The organism is Pseudomonas sp. Irchel 3F6 (assembly GCF_900187595.1).
GTDB classification, from domain to species: Bacteria; Pseudomonadota; Gammaproteobacteria; order Pseudomonadales; family Pseudomonadaceae; genus Aquipseudomonas; species Aquipseudomonas siliginis.
The window spans coordinates 258,457-277,315 of sequence record NZ_FYDP01000006.1 but is presented as its reverse complement, the minus strand read 5'-3'; the positions used below and the strand labels follow the sequence as shown (position 1 = coordinate 277,315).

At 50.8% G+C, this 18,859-nt stretch carries 19 protein-coding genes and 1 pseudogene; 8 read left to right on the top strand and 12 right to left on the bottom strand.

Translation table 11 applies throughout. The features are described from left to right. Positions 1–116: 116 nt before the first annotated feature. Positions 117–560 (bottom strand): hypothetical protein, encoded by a 444-nt coding sequence (locus tag CKW30_RS20635; protein WP_143497999.1) that lies wholly within the window; start codon positions 558–560, stop codon positions 117–119. A 158-nt stretch (positions 561–718) separates the two neighbouring features. Further along, positions 719–1,027, bottom strand: a complete 309-nt coding sequence (locus tag CKW30_RS20630) for a helix-turn-helix domain-containing protein (protein ID WP_095181761.1) — start codon at positions 1,025–1,027, stop codon at positions 719–721. Positions 1,028–1,150: 123 nt separating this feature from the next. On the opposite strand from CKW30_RS20630, the gene CKW30_RS20625 reads away from it, so the two are divergent. The 3 genes from CKW30_RS20625 to CKW30_RS20615 are packed head-to-tail and all read left to right on the top strand — an operon-like array spanning position 1,151 to position 2,096. Next, complete coding sequence (locus tag CKW30_RS20625) at positions 1,151–1,669, top strand: hypothetical protein (RefSeq protein ID WP_095181760.1); 519 nt, start codon at positions 1,151–1,153, stop codon at positions 1,667–1,669. Positions 1,670–1,700: 31 nt separating this feature from the next. Continuing rightward, positions 1,701–1,892, top strand: coding sequence for an antitoxin Xre/MbcA/ParS toxin-binding domain-containing protein (locus tag CKW30_RS20620; RefSeq protein ID WP_095181759.1), 192 nt, complete (start codon positions 1,701–1,703; stop codon positions 1,890–1,892). A gap of 24 nt (positions 1,893–1,916) precedes the next feature. After that, on the top strand, positions 1,917–2,096 hold the full coding sequence (locus CKW30_RS20615; RefSeq protein ID WP_095181758.1) for a hypothetical protein: 180 nt from the start codon (positions 1,917–1,919) through the stop codon (positions 2,094–2,096). Positions 2,097–2,408: 312 nt separating this feature from the next. Here CKW30_RS20615 and CKW30_RS20610 read toward each other — a convergent pair whose 3' ends face one another. From CKW30_RS20610 to CKW30_RS20600, 3 genes are read right to left on the bottom strand one after another with little or no spacing between them, the layout of a single operon-like run. Further along, positions 2,409–3,314, bottom strand: a complete 906-nt coding sequence (locus CKW30_RS20610; RefSeq protein WP_065614949.1) for a plasmid partitioning protein RepB C-terminal domain-containing protein — start codon at positions 3,312–3,314, stop codon at positions 2,409–2,411. Next, on the bottom strand, positions 3,314–4,192 hold the full coding sequence (locus CKW30_RS20605) for a ParB/RepB/Spo0J family partition protein (protein ID WP_095048645.1): 879 nt from the start codon (positions 4,190–4,192) through the stop codon (positions 3,314–3,316). The genes CKW30_RS20610 and CKW30_RS20605 overlap by 1 nt, the downstream gene beginning before the upstream one ends. Before the next feature lie 29 nt (positions 4,193–4,221). Then, positions 4,222–5,742, bottom strand: a complete 1,521-nt coding sequence (locus CKW30_RS20600) for a recombinase family protein (RefSeq protein WP_095181757.1) — start codon at positions 5,740–5,742, stop codon at positions 4,222–4,224. Positions 5,743–5,897: 155 nt separating this feature from the next. On the opposite strand from CKW30_RS20600, the gene CKW30_RS20595 reads away from it, so the two are divergent. Then, positions 5,898–6,254 (top strand): hypothetical protein, encoded by a 357-nt coding sequence (locus tag CKW30_RS20595; RefSeq protein ID WP_095181756.1) that lies wholly within the window; start codon positions 5,898–5,900, stop codon positions 6,252–6,254. Positions 6,255–6,334: 80 nt separating this feature from the next. Here CKW30_RS20595 and CKW30_RS20590 read toward each other — a convergent pair whose 3' ends face one another. Then, complete coding sequence (locus tag CKW30_RS20590; protein WP_095181755.1) at positions 6,335–7,885, bottom strand: TIGR04141 family sporadically distributed protein; 1,551 nt, start codon at positions 7,883–7,885, stop codon at positions 6,335–6,337. Between the two features lie 444 nt (positions 7,886–8,329). Between CKW30_RS20590 and CKW30_RS20585 the strand changes: the two genes are divergently transcribed. Then, the gene (locus tag CKW30_RS20585; protein WP_095181754.1) at positions 8,330–9,391 is read left to right on the top strand and encodes an SDR family oxidoreductase; all 1,062 of its coding nucleotides are present in this window, start codon (positions 8,330–8,332) and stop codon (positions 9,389–9,391) included. Between the two features lie 80 nt (positions 9,392–9,471). Here CKW30_RS20585 and CKW30_RS20580 read toward each other — a convergent pair whose 3' ends face one another. Beyond that, positions 9,472–10,995 (bottom strand): hypothetical protein, encoded by a 1,524-nt coding sequence (locus tag CKW30_RS20580; protein ID WP_095181753.1) that lies wholly within the window; start codon positions 10,993–10,995, stop codon positions 9,472–9,474. A gap of 537 nt (positions 10,996–11,532) precedes the next feature. Between CKW30_RS20580 and CKW30_RS20575 the strand changes: the two genes are divergently transcribed. After that, entirely contained in the window at positions 11,533–12,453 is a 921-nt protein-coding gene (locus CKW30_RS20575; protein ID WP_095181752.1) for a DUF4365 domain-containing protein, read from the top strand. Positions 12,454–12,864: 411 nt separating this feature from the next. Here the strand turns inward: CKW30_RS20575 and CKW30_RS20570 are convergent, their stop codons facing one another. Next, positions 12,865–13,212, bottom strand: a complete 348-nt coding sequence (locus CKW30_RS20570) for a hypothetical protein (protein ID WP_256584381.1) — start codon at positions 13,210–13,212, stop codon at positions 12,865–12,867. A 547-nt stretch (positions 13,213–13,759) separates the two neighbouring features. On the opposite strand from CKW30_RS20570, the gene CKW30_RS20565 reads away from it, so the two are divergent. Beyond that, positions 13,760–14,176 carry a hypothetical protein gene (locus CKW30_RS20565; protein ID WP_095181751.1) on the top strand — a complete coding sequence of 139 codons (417 nt, stop codon included), beginning with the start codon at positions 13,760–13,762 and terminating at the stop codon, positions 14,174–14,176. A gap of 350 nt (positions 14,177–14,526) precedes the next feature. Here the strand turns inward: CKW30_RS20565 and serS are convergent, their stop codons facing one another. The 4 genes and pseudogenes from serS to CKW30_RS27685 all read right to left on the bottom strand — a co-directional run bounded on the left by serS (position 14,527) and on the right by CKW30_RS27685 (position 18,002). Further along, a complete protein-coding gene (serS, locus tag CKW30_RS20555) occupies positions 14,527–15,810 on the bottom strand; it encodes a serine--tRNA ligase (RefSeq protein ID WP_095181749.1) in 1,284 nt (427 codons plus the stop codon). Positions 15,811–15,892: 82 nt separating this feature from the next. Continuing rightward, positions 15,893–16,249 carry a hypothetical protein gene (locus CKW30_RS27690; protein ID WP_256584380.1) on the bottom strand — a complete coding sequence of 119 codons (357 nt, stop codon included), beginning with the start codon at positions 16,247–16,249 and terminating at the stop codon, positions 15,893–15,895. 76 nt (positions 16,250–16,325) lie between these two features. Next, positions 16,326–16,736, bottom strand: coding sequence for a hypothetical protein (locus CKW30_RS20545; protein WP_095181748.1), 411 nt, complete (start codon positions 16,734–16,736; stop codon positions 16,326–16,328). A gap of 542 nt (positions 16,737–17,278) precedes the next feature. Continuing rightward, a pseudogene (locus CKW30_RS27685) lies at positions 17,279–18,002 on the bottom strand (metallophosphoesterase). A 191-nt stretch (positions 18,003–18,193) separates the two neighbouring features. On the opposite strand from CKW30_RS27685, the gene CKW30_RS20535 reads away from it, so the two are divergent. Next, positions 18,194–18,664 carry a transcriptional regulator gene (locus CKW30_RS20535; RefSeq protein WP_095181808.1) on the top strand — a complete coding sequence of 157 codons (471 nt, stop codon included), beginning with the start codon at positions 18,194–18,196 and terminating at the stop codon, positions 18,662–18,664. The last annotated feature ends 195 nt before the right edge of the window (positions 18,665–18,859 follow it).

Sequence of the window (18,859 nt, the reverse complement as noted above, 5' to 3'; positions counted from 1 at the left end):
AGTCGGCTTTCACCCACACCGGCGTGATCTCCTCCAGGCAGTTGATGACCTCACCATTGCCAAAGCGCCAATCATCTTGAAGAGGGTCAATTTTGAACTTGCGTGAGCGCGTTGCCTTACTCCTGTTCCATCAATCGCCGTCCATCAGCTCGGCAGAAGACGTCGGTCATCTGCAGCGTGCTAATGCTGTGGTACCGGCTGAAATTCTGGCCGTCGCCGGCGACCTGCTCGAACAGCATGGATTGATCACCAATCGCTTTGATGATGACGGGTACGTCCGGCGGGCACGGGCGTTGGATCAGCTGCTGCAGGCGCTGGCGGAATAGCACAATAAAAACACTGGCTACTTCACCTCTGGCTACGTTGAATGCCACCAACGCTTGGAGGGCCTGCCCGAGACTCATGCCCTCTCGCTCTCTCTCGATAATGAAATCGGCATCAAACGTTGCAGGATCGGAAGCCGGGTTATCCGGATAACCTGCCTCGGCTGACTTACGCGCATTTTCGATCACAGATTCGAGACCTTCTCGCTCCACCAGCGAAGCGCCTGGCTTTTCCATTCAATAGCCCAACCCGCGTCTGAACGCACGAATGAATACTAAGCAGAGTGCATCGCTTTGGAATGGCAACTGAGCCCCTGAAGGAGGGCCGTCGGCACATAAGTTCAGCCGGTCACGCCAACGGAATACGCTCTCGTAGCCCTGGAAAAGCAAAAACGTCAGCTTTTGAGGGCCAGACTCTCAACCAAATCAAGTACCCGCTCTCGCTCACCTTTTTTCAAGCAATGAAAACACTGCAGCAGATGCGCCGTCTCATCGTCCTCGCAGTAAAAATACGGCACCGGCAGATTCATGACTGCAGCGATCTGTTTCACGATGCTTTCACCAGGCTGGTGAACGCCCTTTTCGTATTGAGACATCCGCGCAGAGGCCGTGGCCGGCTCAATGCCCGCCTCAATCCCCAAACGCTCCTGTGAAAAGCCCCTTAGCTTGCGCGCCTCTTTCAAACGCTTGCCGAACGTACTCATTTTCTCATCGCCGAAAGGCTAAGAGATTCTTAGATTTGCTTTGACCGCATACTAAGTATTCCTTAGTATTTGGTAGAAATATCCTTTTGCCATCACTCAGCGACGCAAGGACAGGGACTCAAGATGAAGGAAATGCAGATCTTAGACGGCCGGCTCGATGAGAAATCGCGCGGCTTCGGCGGCGACATGGTGAGTTACCATTTTTGGAAAATTGACGGCAAAAAACTCGAACCGATCGAAATCCCAGATGTGCTGGACGCTCACGTCAAGGCAGGGGATCGTGTTCGAGTGACAGCACAGCTGGGTAAGGACAAGGTCTACAGAATCTGGGCAATGCAAGTGGCAGGAGAGCCTGTTCGCTCGGTGGTTACTATCCCCTTCATTGGCGTCTCTTTGGGAAGGCTCGGGATCCTGCCTCTGGCGGTCGCCATATTTACTATTTTTATTGCCTACGGGTTCTGGACAAACAGCGACAACCACCGAAGCTTTCACGGTTCGTCCTACCAGCTAGCCTGGATCGCGCTGAATTTGTTCGTCAGCTATCGCTATATGGTTAAGCCAATATTGATCATCACGCGCGGCATCAAGGCGTTCCGTGAATATTGCGCCAAGACTCCTGCTTCTGCCTCTACCGCCAATTGAAAAGAGCCACCAGTAAAACCAGAGAGCAAAAGTGAACAACGTCGAGCAGATCCAACACCAAGCCGAGCTTGTCTTTGGCAACAAAAAGAAAGCCGATCATTGGCTGAGCCAAGCGACCGCAGAAACCGGTGATTGCTCGCGGTTGCAAATGGCTCAAAGTCGAGTGGAATATGAAGCCGTGAAAGCAGAACTCGATAGGCTCAATCATGGGTTCGCCAGCTAATGCGTCCCTTTGTGAAGGATCGACATGATCACCTTTGATCTCAACACAAACGACGCCGAAGCTTTGCTTCGGCATGCACAAACATTCGATCCGGATACTGGCGATGCTCGTGAAGATCGGCGACTGCGCGAGGCACTGCTCGATCTGAGAGACGCCCTTTCATTGCACTTGAAGGAGCAGGTAGATGACAAAACCCGCTCTTAGCCTGACCATCTGTAAAAACTGCCTTTGCAATGAAACCGTCAGCCAGAAGGCCAGGCGCCAATGACAGTGTCGGGTTCTTGCGCCCGGAATGATTGGGCGCTGACGCTTTAGAGTGTCTACGTGAAGGGCAGCATCTTGCAGGTAAAACGTCAGTACTGTTTTAAGCAGACCCGACGATAGTTGCTCTTGTGAACGGACATTATCCCCACCTGTTGAAGGGAGTCATTCAGACAATTCCTGCAGAGCGATGGCCCAAGGATTTGCTTGAATGGAGACTGCAACTAGATCTGGCGGTGTGATAGTGAGGTACCGTCATTCTCTTTCAAGATGACGGGCATCTGAAGTGACTGCGTCCATGATGGATTGCAGTTCTTCAAGCAGTTCTGCGTAATGCCGCTTCAGGTAAGCGGAAATGGCTTCATCGCGAAGCAGGCGTGCCAAGTAGCCTTTTGCGACGACCAAGACCAGCATCGTTTCACCCAACGTGTCCTCAACTTGCTTGTAATCATGCTGCAGGTTTTCCATTTCACGCTCCATGCGAGCAATATCCACAGAGCTGACATCCGCCCCCTGTTTTTTCTTCTTCTCCACGAGCATCTCTGGGCGAGTCGCGGCCAACACCATCCGAGCATAATTTTGAGTAAAGCAGTTAGCCGAGATCATCATTTCCACAGTCTCGATCTGCCGAATGGGCTTCATCTGTCTAAGAGCGCGAAAAACGTCCTGAGCGACCATTCGAACCTTGAGCATCTCCACCACTTCAGGCGCGATGCCGTTGAGCAGGTTCTCTCTCTCATGGATTCGATCCACGTTGATCCCCAGCACTTGGGCAATGCGGGTGGCCTCAATTCCTTTCTTCAGGGCCGCAATAATCATCTTATGCTCTTGGATCGGTGTCAGCCGGTTGATCTGTCGGTTGTAGGTAAACCCTTCATCATCAGTAGAAATCAAGCACAGAGCTTCCGTACCACCTAATGTCTTCAGTGCCTCCAAGCGAAGATGCCCGTCCAAGAGCATATACATTGACACCCCACCACTCACCACTGGTTTGGGGTGCACGGCCAAGGGCTCGATTATTCCTAGTTCCTTGATCGAACTGAGAATGCTGGCGTATTTTTTACTACCCTGAATGATTTTTTCGATCTTGCGAGTAGGGAGAATCCGTTCAATTGGAATGGCAATGATGCGCTGCTCGAAAGCCTGTTTTATCTCGGCCATTATTGAGTCTCCCCGAATACCCGATCTGCCAATGGCTTAGGCATGTCCGAGATCTCCTCAGTGCGCAACAAAGTGACGAAGTACTCGTCTGATAGCAGTCGACGCATTGTCGTAACGATAATAAGCAGACGCTGCTCGCTGATATCCGCTTTTTTGATCATCACTCTTTGACGACGCACCTCCGCTTGATAAACGTTCAAAAGCTTTTGCGGAGTTGTCGGTTTATCACTGTGAGGCTGCTGCCCGTAACGCTTGCCCAACGCTTTACGCCTTTCAACCAGGCGTCGCACCTTCATCAGTTGCTCGCCCTTCAACACACCGGTCTCGTATGCCTCCATCATGGCATGCTGGACTTCTCCATCATCGGAGCGCGCAATTTCCGTCGCCATGGAGATTGAAACCCACCCCTTTTCTACGGCGGCTATCAACCGCTCCTCTCCTTGCCGCAGAAGCAGGAGAATTCCGTGTATGTAAGTCACATCCAGGCACGTTTTACTGGCAATCTGTTGAGGCGTATAGCCTCGATCAGAGAGGATTTGAATCGATAGCAGCAGTTCTTTATTCGAGTGTTTGCGGCGGGCCAAATTCTCGACAAGACTGATGAGATAACGGTCAGTTTCGCTGGCACTCACAACGATGCACGGAATCTTTTTCTCCCCCAAAGCTTGGTAGGCTTCAAAGCGACCCTGCCCACAAACGATCTCAAATGTCTCGGCGCCAATGGCGGTAGGGGTTACAGTGATTGGACGTTTTAGACCCAATGCAGAGATATTCTCCACTAACTTCGCAAAAATCTGGCGGTTACGCATTCTAGGGTTGAGCACGCGAATATCATCCAACGGAATGAGCCGAATCAATGATTCTTCTGCGACATGCATCAACGCTTTACGATGGTTTTGGATTGCCGTCATGCCACCCTCCGATGAGCAGACCGCCGAGACAGCTGCGCAAGGATATCCAATGAGTCGAACCTGTAGATTTCGAGATTGGACTGATTACTCTCGGCCAGACGCAATGAGGGTGCTTCCATTTCCACGGTCGGCAAGATGTAATAGTCCAGCGCGGCTTCTTCTTGCTCTTTCATACGCACGGCGACGGTGATGTCTGGATTCAGACCAACGTCGAATCGAATTTTCCAACGCTTATAGCCGGTGATCGATATTTGGCAGCGGCAGAGCACCAGCGATATAACTAATTCCTGGTTAACCAGCATAAGGTCTGTGTTGGGATCGATGATTACCTGCCCGCCCACCTCCGAGATTCTGTCTGTGGTTTTCCCCAGCAAGACCGGGTGCAAATGTCGAAGGCGCCTATTGGCTTCTATGTATTGATAGTCCCTTTCAGGCGTGTAACCGATCAATGAATAACACCGGAGCAAGCTCCCAAATCGGTGTTGATAGGCGCTACTGGACGGACACCCTTCTGACTCATCAATCACCAGTCCCGACAGATATCCCTTCTGTTCGTAGATAGCCTTGAGCACGCAAAGCATCTCATCATCAGGCATACGGTATGAGCGCGTCTGGATGACGGCTTGAGCGGCTTGAAAAAGAATCACACTGATAATTGGCTGGAAGACTCCGTTGGCCCTCACCCAATCTTCTGGACGATTGCGCTCACGCGTCTGCTTCAATTTGAAGGAGCTGTGGTTCCAAACGTTGTTTCCTATGTACTTTTCATTGATCAGGATCTGGTGAACGGTGCCGCGTGACCACGCTGAGCCCCGCTCGTTGACTACACCACGCGAATTGAGCCAGTCTGCGATTTCCCGTTCACTTCTACCCTCTTCTACAAACAGCTGATAAACGCGCTGGACTATCGCGATTTCACTTGCAGGGCCAGGTATCAGGATGACCCGATCTGTTTGGATGCTTTTGTGTTCACCGATACTCAGTTCATTTTTGGGCTGCCCACTCGCGTCCACCAATTGACGCCTAAGTCCAAATCCTGCGGGCCCGCCCTGCCGAAAGCCCATCTCGATCAAACGTGATTGCCCAGCAAAGACCTTAACCGACAACTCCCTACTATATTCTCCTGCCATCATGCGTTTGACGCTTTTGACGATGTTCGATACCGGCGAGCCGTCATTTGTGAATTGCTCGGCGCAATATTGGACTGATACGCCAGCTTGGCGACATCTCACTTCATAACTTGCACTGACATCAGGATCTTGGAATCGCCCCCACCGGCTCACGTCGTAGACCAACACCGTAGAGTATTGAGCACGCCCGTTTTCCACATCGGAAAACAGCTGTTTTAGCCCATCTCGACCCTCCAGGTGCAGGCCGCTTTTGCCGGCATCGGTATAGACCTTGCTGATCTCTAACCCATGCGTTACCGCGTATAGTCGGATGGTGTCGAGCTGGTTTTCTGTTGAGTATTGCTGGTGCTCCGTAGACATACGGACATACGCCGCAGCCAAGGCCATAGGCGAGTCAATGTCATCCGCACTCTCAATTAGCGTCCGCACGGGCGTTACCCTCGTCCTGATCTACGGCCGACCTAACTTGTCACAAGCCGCGAACGGTCAATGCGTTTCTTCGAAAATAGCCCTTAAGAAGGTAGAAGACCGAGGAGCGAAATATGTTCACTAAAACAGGCAATTCTTTTCTGCCCCAAAAACAATATGCCGCTGAGATTGCCTTGGCCCTGCATAGAGAGCTTGGTGAAACTCATCAGGCGACAAAGACTTTGATGCGCTGGACGAATGCGGATGAGAGGACTGTGAAAAACTGGATGTCTGGGAGTAACGGCCCAAGGGGTGAACATTTGGTTGCCTTGGTTAAGCATTCCGATTTTGCTCTAGCAGCCTTGCTAAGCATGGCGAAAAGGCCTCACGCCCTGACTGCATCGCAGCTGCCTCAGCTTAGACAGAAACTCCAATCTGCAATAGATAGTATTGACTCGTGTGACTGCCGGGACGGACTTCCCTCACCTTAAGCAAATCACACCCTCTTTTTCATTTCCGACAATTCGATGTGATCTTAGCTGCACACCACGGCAAGACCAGGGTGAGTCAATCAACTGGGTATCCGGCACACCTGCACCTGGTACCCCATGGCAGTCAGCCTCTGTGAAAACTGTCGGAAGTTAACCTTAGAAAAAAATGGCATGTGCAAGACGTCATGGGGCTGCATGATGGCGAAAACAATGCGGTTACGTGGCTGGGTAGACGGATCAAAGACAAAGCGAAAGTCACCGTCCAGCGCAAGATGTGCATTCACCTGAACCGCAACGTCTGGAGAGTTAATCAACGCTTCGGCGGACACATAAGCTTGAGAAAACAGATGACTGAGTACGCTTGATGATGAGTACTTTTTCACATGGATGATGTGGTGATCAGGGGTAACCAAGTCACAGAATTCAAAGGGGCTTGAGGCCCCGTTCAGTCGCACCAGTTTCTGATCAAGCAGATGGAAATTGATGTTGTCTGCAATTCGCCTCAGGTAGGGCCCCTCAAGATCAGTGTGATAGGGAGGGAAATGCAGTTCGGATGGAGTAGCTGCTGCAAAATACCGATTGACCTGATCAGTGTACTCACGATCAATTTGGTACCAATCCCCTTCGCTTAATAGATACACCTTCTCCTGAAACCCAATTTCACCTTCAATGCATATGTATAAAGGCCAACACTCGCGTCGCTGTTCATCCCCACCGTAGAGGTAGATACGCTCCGAATGCAGCGACTGTAGCGTTACAGCGCCTAAAATGTGTTTGGAAACGAGTGCTTGTCGAAGATCCAAGTCAAAGCTTAGCGCGGGCCCATTTTTGGAGCGCGCTCCATGTCGAACGTAGCCGAAACCGCTAACGTCATCTGTTAAAAGCATGGGCGCAGCGGCACGAACCCGATCGAAATCCTCTGCGTTAATGGCATCAACCAACAACCCATCAAGCTGAGACGTAAGGGCTGCGTCTCGTACCGGAACTATATAGTCCATCCAGGGATATTTTTCCTTGCAGCGCTCGTCCTCATAGGCAACCAGTAATCTTGAGGCAATGTCCGGAAACTGTTCCAGTCTGACATCCGAATGCAAGGCCAATGAATCCGAACCGCTCACGTATTCGCTTTCATCGTTCTCACCTTCAATGACTCCCGTGAGCGACTTTAAAATTTCCGAGTCAAATTTGAAGTCGAACTCTGATATCGTCATATGTTTCGAAGATTGGGCTTTCGAGCGCAGAGGTGTCCGATCAATATTTGACTTCTCCACAGACTTTATTAACAGCGGATCTGTAAGGCTTAGTGCGGTGCGAAGGCCGAAATAGCGCTCAATCCCGGCACCGTCGATAAGGTGCCGCGCATGCCCAAATGTGAAACAAAAAATGCGATCACGTACAGCCATCACCATCAGCGCCTTGAGCGACCGACCGTGGAGGTCTAGCTCCGCAACTTGTTCAATATCATTGAAGAGCTGCGTCCACTTGGGATGAGATGCGTTTGTTTGGTGATAGAAAAGGCACTCCACTCCGGGTAGTGAGAATGGAATGGGGTCTAGCCTAACTTCATCAGAGAGCGCGTCGCGAAGGCTACGACCTGCCTTAAGGAGAAAGACATTAATGGTTAGCTTCATACGCCCTCCTTGACCTTTCGCCTCAAACTCAACCTATCGTCCAGATGCCGCAGGTTAAGTCCGTATATGCTAGGTTTTTAATGTATAGCCGTCTTCTATAACAACTGCACGCAGTTTAGTCGCATATATTTCAAAAGGCTCAATTTCCGCGTCATTGAATCACCGTGATGGAGAAAAACATTGAGGATGAACCTTGCCATTATCACCCTAGAAGACAAAAAAGGGCTGCGCTGGCGAGTGTGCGCCTGATCTCACTTTTGCAGGGTTCTCGCCGGTTTAAGAAAAAATGAAAAACCAAGTAATCATCCAAGATGCGAAGGTAGATGACCAAGCGGATTCGATGCGAGTGCAACGCTTGGCATACAAGGTACGCCAATGAGGATCCGGCTAGGTTGAACCTCCATCGCTTCGGAGGACTCTCAAACCTAAATCCAGGAGAACCGTATGACCCAGACAGCTTTGGTCGTCGGCGCCAGCGGCATCGTCGGCAGCGCCATCACTCAGTTACTCATCGACAACAAGTGGCAGGTCGCGGCGCTATCGAGGCACCCGTCGCAAGTGCAAGGCGTAATACCTGTCGCGGCAGACCTTCAGGATCCTGCTTCGCTGGAACAGGCGCTGGCGGATTTGAAACCCACTCATGTGTTCATTACCACATGGTCACGGCAAGCCACGGAAGCCGAGAACATTCGCGTTAATGCCGCCATGGTACGCAACGTGCTCGCCGCCATTCGCCCAGCCAAAAGCGTCGAGCACGTCGCACTGGTTACCGGCCTCAAACACTACCTCGGCCCGTTCGAATCCTATGGAAAAGGCAGCCTCCCGCAAACACCGTTCCGCGAAGAGCAGGGTCGCTTGGATGTCGAAAACTTCTATTACGCCCAAGAAGACGAACTCTTCGCCGCTGCTGAAAAGGATGGCTTCACATGGAGCGTCCATCGCCCGCATACCGTTACCGGGGTTGCCGTAGGTAACGCGATGAATATGGCAACCACCCTCGCCGTCTATGCCACGATTTGCAAACAAACCAATCGCCCCTTTGTGTTTCCCGGATCAAAAGTGCAGTGGGACAGCCTTACTGATATGACGGATGCCCGGCAGTTGGCGAAACAACAACTGTGGGCAGCCACCACGCCGGCTGCAGCCAACCAGGCATTCAACATCACCAATGGCGATGTGTTTCGTTGGAAATGGATGTGGAGCCGAATTGCCGCGTATTTCGACTTGCCTGCTGCCGATTATCCCGCTTCACTTTCACCACTTGAGACACAGATGGCCGATGACCAAGTCGTATGGGCGGAAATAGTCGCGGAGCACGGCCTGAAAGAAGCAGATATTGGTCGCCTGATATCCCCATGGCACACCGATGCAGACCTTGGTCGACCAATCGAAGTTGTCACGGATATGTCGAAAAGCCGTGCCATGGGCTTCACCGCCTACCAGGCGAGTGATCAAGCATTTTTCAACGTGTTCGACAAACTACGCGAGATGCGCTTGATACCCTAGGTAGTGCCAGAACGGATAAGTAAACCTCGCCATCTTGGGAGCTTGCCAGCAATGATGCTCTTTTGGATGCTTCGCTGTTGCTAGCCTGTAAATTCAGCGGTCATTGCTGAAACCTGTCCCTCTAGAGGAGGATTTACTTCGTGATATTCGGGCCATTGACTTAGATGCGCTGAAAAATAGTACTTCGCAGTTTCAAATTCAGAATCCGCCAACTTTGCTCTTTCAATGGCGTTTACAAGGCTGATCTTGTTCTCTTTCACCAAATGCATCAGCCATTCAAACTCATCAATGCTAAAAAAATATATATTCGATAGAGGGATCTGACTGCTAAGAGGGTAATCTCCAAGAATGCGCTCAACTTCCTCACCACCTAAAAGATGATTCAGAAACTCGCCATTGCCAATAAATAGTGGCTTGTAGGTAACCGCGAATAGATAATTCTCTTTTCGTGGCTTAATCACTGGATCGGAACATTCAAACTCTGTCAAACGTAGATTTGTGTCCTGCCCCTGCACAATCGCTTTTAACAACGAACTTTTCACAGCCCCCTTCAAAACATCACTTAAATGGGTCAGCTTTGCCCTTGCCGCCAAATCCACACCTTTGGCATCAATGAAGAAATTAGCACCTTCTGACGTGACTAGGAAATCGACCACCTTACTGTCGCTCCCCAGCGCCTTCTTCAAATCACTCTCAACCCTATGATTAAGGCCGCTTCCTAATATGATGGATCCCACGTACCCTTCAAATCTCTTCCCAAACTTATCGGAAAACTTACTTTTCTCTCTCAGCGTATCATAAACAAAATAATTGAGCGCTTGCATAAGTATTTTTCTATTTACGCACCAATAAATGTCGCCAACCTTCACTAATGGAAACGACATAAAAGGTGTTTGCTCAAAGAACTCCTTTGGTCTTCGAGGCCCGGGACTGGCCTCTGACAGCTTTTCGCCTAGCACCTCAATATTGATAGAAATTGACTCTAAATATCGAACTACGTGTTCTTTTTCAAACAGCTGCAACGGCAGATCCAACATAGAAAACTTTAGTTTATTATTAACTTCTAATATCGAAACGAGAAATCCCGAAAGCCTCAGAAACACTTCCAAAGGAAGCCCGTGCAATCCATGAAAATCCGCTTTGAAAAATTCGTTCTCCTGACACTTTCCAAACATTAAATCTTGGCGCGCCAATCCATATGCTGCAATTAGTACTTGATAAGGCGCTTGCTGGTACGTAATCGCTCTCGTGTACAGCTCCATAGGTTTGTATTGCGTCGGGAGCAAGGCGTAATTCGATATTTTTACCAGTAGTAAATTGAGACCTTCTAGCTCTTTGCTGGTTATTTTTTTGCTGCTGCCAAAGCTTGTCCCGACGTCAATGAACGCCCATTTTAATGCAACAATCCAAAGCCAAGGCATTGCCAAAAGCCCTTCCACGCTGCCTTGATCGAATTTGTTCATTTTCTCAATGCAGGCCTCCAAAATGCTTTCAGAGGAATACTTGCGCAATTTATTTCTAAGCGGCTTATACCGCTCATAAAAACCTCTGTCACTTACAACCCAATTGTCATCTAAATCGTCTTCGAATTCTTTTTTAATCATTCTATAAAATCAACCAATTAATATTTAGACCAAGCGATACCCACACAAAGGCAACCATCAATTATTGCACTCATAATTTTGCGCCAAGTATCACCAAACGTTTAACCACCTCCCATGACACTAGGTTGCGTCATTCGTAGATTTTGCAGAGAAATCCTCTTCGACGCTAGCAACCGACGAGCATTGTCTTTAAGACGTTCCTGATCTGATACGACTTAGTGACCGGACTGCTTGTGCCCCGAGCCAAGAACAAGGGCGCCATTCCCATCTGTCAACCTTCCCTTTAAGCGAAGATCAGCGTAATAGCCCCACCCTTTGGCCATAAGACATCAGCCTGAGATAGCCTCATGCCCTGCCCGCACCCCTAGACTCCGGCTCATTCAAGGGACTATCGACTTTCCCTACAGCCCCGCGTTCAAGCCGGGCTCCTCCTCACTCAGTCGGTACCCGTTGAATAGCCGACGTGCCACTGACATCCTATAGGGAAATTTCAATCCGATTCGTTGATAACGGTAATGCTTCTGAGGAAGCGCATATATGAAACCAAAAAGCTCTCGATACACGCCTACTGAGCGCAAAGGTGTTAACGCAGTTGAAGGTATTTTCCTGGACTTTGGATGGATATTTCGAGAACAGCATACCTCGGACATCGGCATCGATGCACAAGTCGAGCTTATTGATGACGACAACGTCACTGGAAAGCTTATAGCGATACAGATTAAATCGGGTGAGGGGAATTTCACCGAAACGAAATCTGGCTATAGATACTACGGCTCTCTTGCTCACTATGACTACTGGCTCAGCCACAGCTTACCTGTACTGCTGATCGCTCATATACCCAACGCTGGCAAAAACTTCTGGATTAATGTATCAGAGAAAACAGCCAAGAAAACCCAAAAAGGGTGGAGCATTCTTATACCCAAAGAAAACATATTAGACAAAAATGCAAAAAATAAAATCAGAGGTTTTTTCCAGGGTTCCGAGCGTGAACAGAGACTGCGAAGACTTGCTTTAGATGAGCCGATAATGCAGCGCTTGGCTAGAGGCCAAAAGATCGTTATAGAATTTGAAGACTGGATTAATAAATCTCTCGGGCGAAGTGAATTCACAATATCGCGCATACGCAAGAGTGGCGATAAATTAATTATCACCAAATTCCCAGCCATCTACTCAGGAAGGCTAAGATCAATTAGCAATTTGATTGGAGCTTTATTTCCGTGGGCTGACGCAGACATTGATGAAGAGTTTTATGAGGAGCATTGCGAAGACCGCGGTGACTGGGTCACCAGCCAGTGGGCTGAGGAATCAGACTACTATGAAACACGGGGCTTTTACCCTTACGGAGAGGAGGCAGGCGAGGCGGAACTCTATAGGCTACAATTGACCCTCAATGACCTTGGCAAAGCTTACCTTCTATTATCGCAATTCCTAACAGATGAAAGCATCCAGGTATTTTGAGCTCCCCCCGGCTCCGGCCTTACTCTCTGAAGGTCGAAAAGCAAAAATGGCCCCTCAAAATCTCTTCAAGCCTGACTCTTGCTAACCAGGTAAGCCATAAGCCTGGGGACGAGTAACGAGAGCCGCTACACAGCTCTCATGAAGACGGCAGATCTAAGTTCACTGAAGATTTCACAGGCGTGCAATCTATCCTGTTGAGCAATCTGATCCAGCGCATCAGCGCCGCCAGTATTGTATATAGCCGACTGTGAGCGCAGAGATTAGAAGCCCCATCAATGCAGGAAGCAGCAGTTGATCCGCGTCTAGTCTCTTTTAGGATGAGCATTTAATAGTGGTTTTCGTTAAAGCACTGCATCGATTTGTCGGATCGGCACGCTTGCAGCGGAGCGGTACCGACGATGCCATCGATGGCTACAACCCAAGATCTCGTTCAAGCAGATCCGCTTTAAGCTCGTCAGAGGCAAAACTCATCTTGATCACGTGCAATTGCAGATGGTCGCGTAAATGCATTCTCAGACGAGATCTAAGCTCGACGTAACTTTCAGTTGGGCCAGCGTCGATATCAGAGCGTTCCAGAGCATCACGTAGCACTCTGATGCTCTCAGCACCGATCCCTGACGCGTGCAGGCGCACGATAGGATCAAGCCCAGGGATTCTCTTGAAACTGGCGACCGCCTCTTCAAGCAGTCGCGCAAACGACACCTTGCTACATGCCTGCTGCGCCGAGCGCCAAACCTTAAACTCAATCTCGTCTTCCATCTGCTCTCTCCAGTTGATCTGCGTACTGACACGCACAAAGTTGTCCGACACGGGTATTTTTTCAAAAAAAAGACCGTGAATTTGAAATCAAACGGGTTAGCAGCGGCTTTCAGCCGCTGAGGGACGATTTTGCTGCACCCATAAGGCGGCCATACACCTGCGTCAGCCAGAAAAAGTCGCAAGAAAAAGCCAGAAGCAAGAGCACAGCAACAGCGAAAAACCACATAGGTTATCCGGGAAGACCGGTGAACGGAGAGGCACCGAGATCGCTGCTTTTCTGTTGCCCTCAAATAAAAAGATCCGTCGCACAAAAAAATTTTCAAGGGGCGAAAAAAAATAAATTTTTCCAGCCGCGAAAAATGAAGGCCGCTACCAGTATGAGGGCGCTCGCAACCACCCCTTCCTTACGCCTGTGCAGGAGCTTCTTGAGGAACCGAAATGCGCACCAACTTCATCATCCGCACCGCCCTATTCCTCGCAGTGACTGATAGCATTCGCTTATACGCCAAGGGTGGTAGCAGACGGTCAATGTAGTAAGGAATTGTTGATGGATACTGATCTAAAAGCGCTCTGGATACGCGAGCGAGACCGTAGAGAAGCGCTGTGGGAGTTGGAAGGCCTGCAACCTGGCGCAGCGGAAGCCAAAGCCCCTCTGGCCGCACTGGCTAAAATCGACCGACAGGATCTGGACAACCCTATTGGACACTCCTACACCATGTCGATCGATGAGCTTCGTGAAGCCGTTCCAGAGACGCGAATCGAAGGCACTGATGGTCATCCTTTTGTGATCGTCCTGGATCAACATATCCCCCAACCTTGGCACGCAAGATTTGAAGCCGCCAGCATGCTTTCAACCCGCTTACCCCAAGGAAGCTACGCAAGTGACTGGCGACGCTTTTTACGACTATGGGTACGGGAGATGGAACATCTCAAAGCGCACCGGGAGCGGATTCAAAATGATTGAGTTTGATTTGAATGCAAACGACTGTGAGGCGTTGATCAGGCATTGCGAGAGCTTTGAGCCAGCAGGAGATAACCCGCGAGAGAAGCGGCGTCTGCAGGACGCTCTGGAAACGCTACGCGAGGCCTTGGTGAGTCACCTGAATGAGTCAGCAACCTCAGCAGAGAACACGTAATCGACTTGATTCTGAACCATCAACGCTCGACGTAAAAAGCATGCAAACCTGCTTCAAAAGCAGGTTTTTTTTGCCTTCACCATTGTACTTTCTCAACACGTTAAGACCCGCCTTGCCGCACCAGCAATCTGCTGCGCAGCGGCCACCTTGTCGACCTCTGGATCCGGCGAAGGAAAATTCAACGCCCACAACTAATGATGTCCATGCCACCCATGTACTGCTTCAGTACATCCGGTACGCGGATCGAACCGTCGGCCTGCTGGTAGTTTTCCATTACTGCTACCAACGTACGACCGACCGCCAAAGCAGAGCCGTTTAGAGTGTGCACAAGTTCCGGCTTGTCAGTTTCTGGGTTACGGAAACGTGCCAGCATGCGGCGGGCCTGAAAATCGCCGCAGTTGGAGCATGAGGAAACTTTGCGGTAGTTTTCCTGGCTCGGAATCCACACTTCCAGATCGTGAGTCTTGACCGCGCTGAAAGGTAGGTCGCCGGTGCACAGCGCCATAGTTCGATAAGGCAGGCCCAGCAGTTGCAGGACTTTCTCGGCGTTGGCGGTTAAGTCTTCCAGCGCCCCCATCGAGTTAGACGGCTCGACGATCTGTACCAGTTCGACCATATCGAACTGGTACAGACGGAGCATGGCACGGGTGTCACGCCCCGAAGCGCCGGCTTCGCTGCGAAAGCACGGGGTATGGGCAACAAACTTGAGGGGCAGCTGTTCCGCATCGAGAATCCGCCCTGCCGCCAGGTTGGTCAACGGGACTTCGGACGTAGGGTTCAGGTAAAGATCGTCCTGACCTTCACGGGCGATCTTGAACAGATCTTCCTCGAACGTCGGCAGTTGACCGGTGCTTTGCAGCGCAGGGGCCCGCATCATGTATGGGGTGTAGGCCTCTTCGTAGCCGTGCTCGCTGGTGTGTAGGTTGATCATGAACTGCGCCAGGGCGCGGTGCAGACAGGCAATCGGGCCGCGCAGCAGAGTGAAGCGCGTGCCGGACAACTTGGAGGCGGTTTCAAAGTCCACCCAACCGGACTTCCCGCCAAGCGCGGCGTGATCTTTGATCTCAAAATCAAAGATTCGTGGAGTACCCCAGCGGCGCACTTCGACACTCCCGTTTTCGCCGACCGGCACGGACTCGTGCGGCAGGTTGGGGATGCCCAGTAGGATCGCTTCCAACTCAGCCTGGATCTCGTCCAATGCAGCCTTGTTCTCGCTCAGTTGGCCGCCCGTGCTCTCGACATTGACCATCAGCGGTGCGATTTCTTCGCCGAATTGCTTGGCCTGACCAATTCTCTTGGAAATCGCGTTACGCTCAGCCTGCAGAGCTTCGGTGCGGATCTGGACTGTCTTGCGTTGTTCTTCCAGCGCTTCGATGCGCGCAACATCCAGGGCAAAGCCACGGGGCACTAGGCGATCCGCCACGTCCTGAAGGTTGCTACGTAACAGCTGGGGATCGAGCATAGGGGGATCTCGCAGTGTTGGAACACGTCGCTTCGCATAGGGCTGGGTTGATCGATGATTCGAACCAGCTGTGAAACCGAGATCAGTTGCCCAGGGGCAATCCTAATTTGATCAAGGCATCCAGCCCCGTGGTGTCATGGACATGTGCGTAATCCTGTAGTGTCCACGTCACAATTTCCGCCCGGAACGCCTCCACAGATTTAAATGGCATGGTGGCCACTGCATCGAGCATTCCGACGCGTTTGTTGCTCCACCGATCGACGTCATCCAGGCGAAGAAAGTAGGCATTGATATCTTGCGCATAAACGATTTCGGCATGAGCGTTCAGGCAAAAAAACTCCCGTAGCAGCTGTAGAGCTGCGCCCTGCCCTCGCACAGCCTCTACCGCTTGTATGTAGTGGCTGGCACAAAAGTGGAGCTCGGTGCGTGGATCAACCATTCACGATATCCGAAGTGAAAAATGGAGGAGGCTTGGGAGAGCTTTCGCGAACCAGGACACAGGTAGGCAGTAACGATCAGCGTGCTTTCCTGTAATCATTCAGCGCTTGAAAAGCCGGCATGCTCACATGCTTGCGAAAGCCTCTGCCAGCAAGTACGTACAGCGCATCCTCGCTTTCAAAAAAACACCCTTGGAAGTTTTTTTGAAATCCAGTAATGAAGCTGTCGCGAGCTGCAGTTCGCCCTTCGCTGTCGAATACTGTCTCGTGGACAAACAGAGCTGAAGGTTGCAAGCCGCGCTTTTGGACATCCCTTTCCTGAGTGTCAGGGAGCAAGACGTCCATGAGCATCCAGTTCCGGACGATACAAAACCGTTGCTCCGCAAACTCCTCCTGAGCCAATTTGATCAGCTCTTCATCCCCTAATCGCGATCCCCCTATCATCCTTGCAGGGCCATAAAGCACATCTTCAATCAGTTCAGTCTGCACACTGTTGCCTAATTCTTAAAAAATTCTGAATCCGCACGAAAACCTTCCAGGCAGCTGCTGGTCTTGCCTCGTGAGTACCCGGTAATCGGCACACCGAAATCGATTTTTCTCTGCGTCCCGCACACATTGTGGAAACCCCATTTCCCCACCGTTTTTTACCTGCAAACGCCAACGAAGGCAGCATCAATGAACCCGGTCAAAACGATCTAAAGCGCCATTTTCATGTAGCCAGTGAGCAACAACGAAAGTCCCACCATCGATTATCGTGAAAAGGTCGTAGCCTGCTCTCCGACACCGATTGATGACTGGCAGAGCATGAAAGGGAAGTCCCTCCGGGTACTTTTTTGCCGGGTCGAAAAACAACAGACCTGTGATTTTTGGAGGTCGCTCCAAGGCGCAGAGCAAGTACCCGGCAATATCCGGATCTGCAATGGCTTTACGTGCTCTCTCAATGACACTGGGGTATCTGTGAAAGCGAAAATCACAGTGCTTAGCTCCATAGGTTTTTATCCAGTACATCCTGGCTACCCTCATCAACTGGGTCAGATTTCAATCGTGAAATCCGGAATGAATCCTGTGCCTTCGCCGGGGTAACCGCGAGGATTTGAGATGATCCAGCCCCTGCCAATCTCCACATCAACAGCGCAATGTGTATGTCCAAAATCCAAACGTCTGTCATCGGTAAAAGTGAATGCCACCGATTTGTACAAGCCGCGCTGAGATGACTGCCATGCTTGTCTCCCTCAACTTCCAGGATCGGACAATGGTGCGTAACAATGACTGTTGAACCTTCAAACGGATTAGCAAATTCATCGCTCAAGAATTCATACGCACCTGGTTTCGCTCAATCACGTCTGCTGGACGTAGCCGTCGAAAGTTCTCCTCAGCTCTGATCACCTGGAAGTCGTTCATCCACAGTCGCAGGTCACCATCGCTTCCACCGGGTCTCAGGTGGATGTGAAATCCGTCCAGACTGTTTAGACCAGAAAGCGTGTTTGGTTGCAGATCCAAACCTGATTTCCAGGGCTTGCACATGCGGCGCAGCGGCCTCTCGCATTTTGCGAAGCGTGTGGTCGATGCGGCCTTTGTAAAATTCGCGGTTGCCGGCGCAGTAAATGAAGGGCTGGCTGAACGTCTCGTTGGCCCATTTCACGCCGCGCGCCAAGATGTCGATGTCACCGGCCAACACGACGATGTCAGCGTCTGTTGTGGGTGGTTCGAAGGGGCGAACTCGTTGTGCAGGTCTGAGTAAACTCGAATCCTCATGGCTCGCTCGATCTCGATTTAAACCTATATTGCTTAGACCCTACGCGCAGCCTCACACGTGCTGGGTGCGACCGGCCCTCCTGACGGTGCAGATGCACTGGGTCGAAAAGCCAGAAGTTCCTATAATACCACTAGATTGTGTTTATCGGAACATCGGCGATGTGGCCCCATCCTTGTCTTTTGGGACGAACATGTCGCTCACTAAACAATTTGCCGCAGCAATCCGAGTGATTCGCCGGCAACGTGGCATCGAGTATGAGGATCTGGCCGATGTCAGCGTGCGAGCCCATATCGGCGCGTTGGAGCAAGGCAATGCCAACCCTAGCCTAGACAAGCTAGTGAATCTGGCCGCCGCATTAGATTTTGATCCAGTGGCATTGCTGGCGATATGCGTTGCCCTGCGAGATGGCAATACTCCCGATCAGGCACTCGAACGCGCCCATGCCCAACTGAGTGACTTCAAACACGTGGGAGGTATCAAGCAGCTGGAAGGCGAATATGCCGGAAACGAACTGGTTAAGCGTCGCCCTGGCAAACCGACCAATAATGAAAATGCTGAGGCGGTTAAGAGATTAAAATCTGAAGGAATAAGCCAAGCAGAAACCTGCCGGATTCTTGGGTTATCGAAGTCCACAGTGCATCGCTACTGGCAAAAGGATTGAGTAGTTGCATTATCTGACTACATCCGCCTCACTCACTTCTTCCTGTTGCTTTGATGAAGTCGAGCACCATCTGATTCTTCTCAATCTGAAACGGAGCATCACTCATCACCATCTTGATTTTAGTGATCGATCTGTAACTAGTCGGATAGTTTTGAGCTTTAATTGATGCACCGTTAATTGAGCAAGGGCTGGGGT

What these genes read in the sequence shown, in the direction of transcription:
- CKW30_RS20600 (WP_095181757.1), bottom strand. Translation starts at nt 5,742, where the DNA reads ATGGCCTTGGCTGCGGCGTATGTCCGTATGTCTACGGAGCACCAGCAA.
- CKW30_RS20595 (WP_095181756.1), top strand. Translation starts at nt 5,898, where the DNA reads ATGTTCACTAAAACAGGCAATTCTTTTCTGCCCCAAAAACAATATGCC.
- CKW30_RS20630 (WP_095181761.1), bottom strand. Translation starts at nt 1,027, where the DNA reads ATGAGTACGTTCGGCAAGCGTTTGAAAGAGGCGCGCAAGCTAAGGGGC.
- CKW30_RS20615 (WP_095181758.1), top strand. Translation starts at nt 1,917, where the DNA reads ATGATCACCTTTGATCTCAACACAAACGACGCCGAAGCTTTGCTTCGG.
- serS (WP_095181749.1), bottom strand. Translation starts at nt 15,810, where the DNA reads ATGCTCGATCCCCAGCTGTTACGTAGCAACCTTCAGGACGTGGCGGAT.
- CKW30_RS20580 (WP_095181753.1), bottom strand. Translation starts at nt 10,995, where the DNA reads ATGATTAAAAAAGAATTCGAAGACGATTTAGATGACAATTGGGTTGTA.
- CKW30_RS27690 (WP_256584380.1), bottom strand. Translation starts at nt 16,249, where the DNA reads ATGGTTGATCCACGCACCGAGCTCCACTTTTGTGCCAGCCACTACATA.
- CKW30_RS20625 (WP_095181760.1), top strand. Translation starts at nt 1,151, where the DNA reads ATGAAGGAAATGCAGATCTTAGACGGCCGGCTCGATGAGAAATCGCGC.
- CKW30_RS20575 (WP_095181752.1), top strand. Translation starts at nt 11,533, where the DNA reads ATGAAACCAAAAAGCTCTCGATACACGCCTACTGAGCGCAAAGGTGTT.
- CKW30_RS20590 (WP_095181755.1), bottom strand. Translation starts at nt 7,885, where the DNA reads ATGAAGCTAACCATTAATGTCTTTCTCCTTAAGGCAGGTCGTAGCCTT.
- CKW30_RS20635 (WP_143497999.1), bottom strand. Translation starts at nt 560, where the DNA reads ATGGAAAAGCCAGGCGCTTCGCTGGTGGAGCGAGAAGGTCTCGAATCT.
- CKW30_RS20605 (WP_095048645.1), bottom strand. Translation starts at nt 4,192, where the DNA reads ATGCATGTCGCAGAAGAATCATTGATTCGGCTCATTCCGTTGGATGAT.
- CKW30_RS20610 (WP_065614949.1), bottom strand. Translation starts at nt 3,314, where the DNA reads ATGGCCGAGATAAAACAGGCTTTCGAGCAGCGCATCATTGCCATTCCA.
- CKW30_RS20585 (WP_095181754.1), top strand. Translation starts at nt 8,330, where the DNA reads ATGACCCAGACAGCTTTGGTCGTCGGCGCCAGCGGCATCGTCGGCAGC.
- CKW30_RS20570 (WP_256584381.1), bottom strand. Translation starts at nt 13,212, where the DNA reads ATGGAAGACGAGATTGAGTTTAAGGTTTGGCGCTCGGCGCAGCAGGCA.
- CKW30_RS20535 (WP_095181808.1), top strand. Translation starts at nt 18,194, where the DNA reads ATGTCGCTCACTAAACAATTTGCCGCAGCAATCCGAGTGATTCGCCGG.
- CKW30_RS20565 (WP_095181751.1), top strand. Translation starts at nt 13,760, where the DNA reads ATGGATACTGATCTAAAAGCGCTCTGGATACGCGAGCGAGACCGTAGA.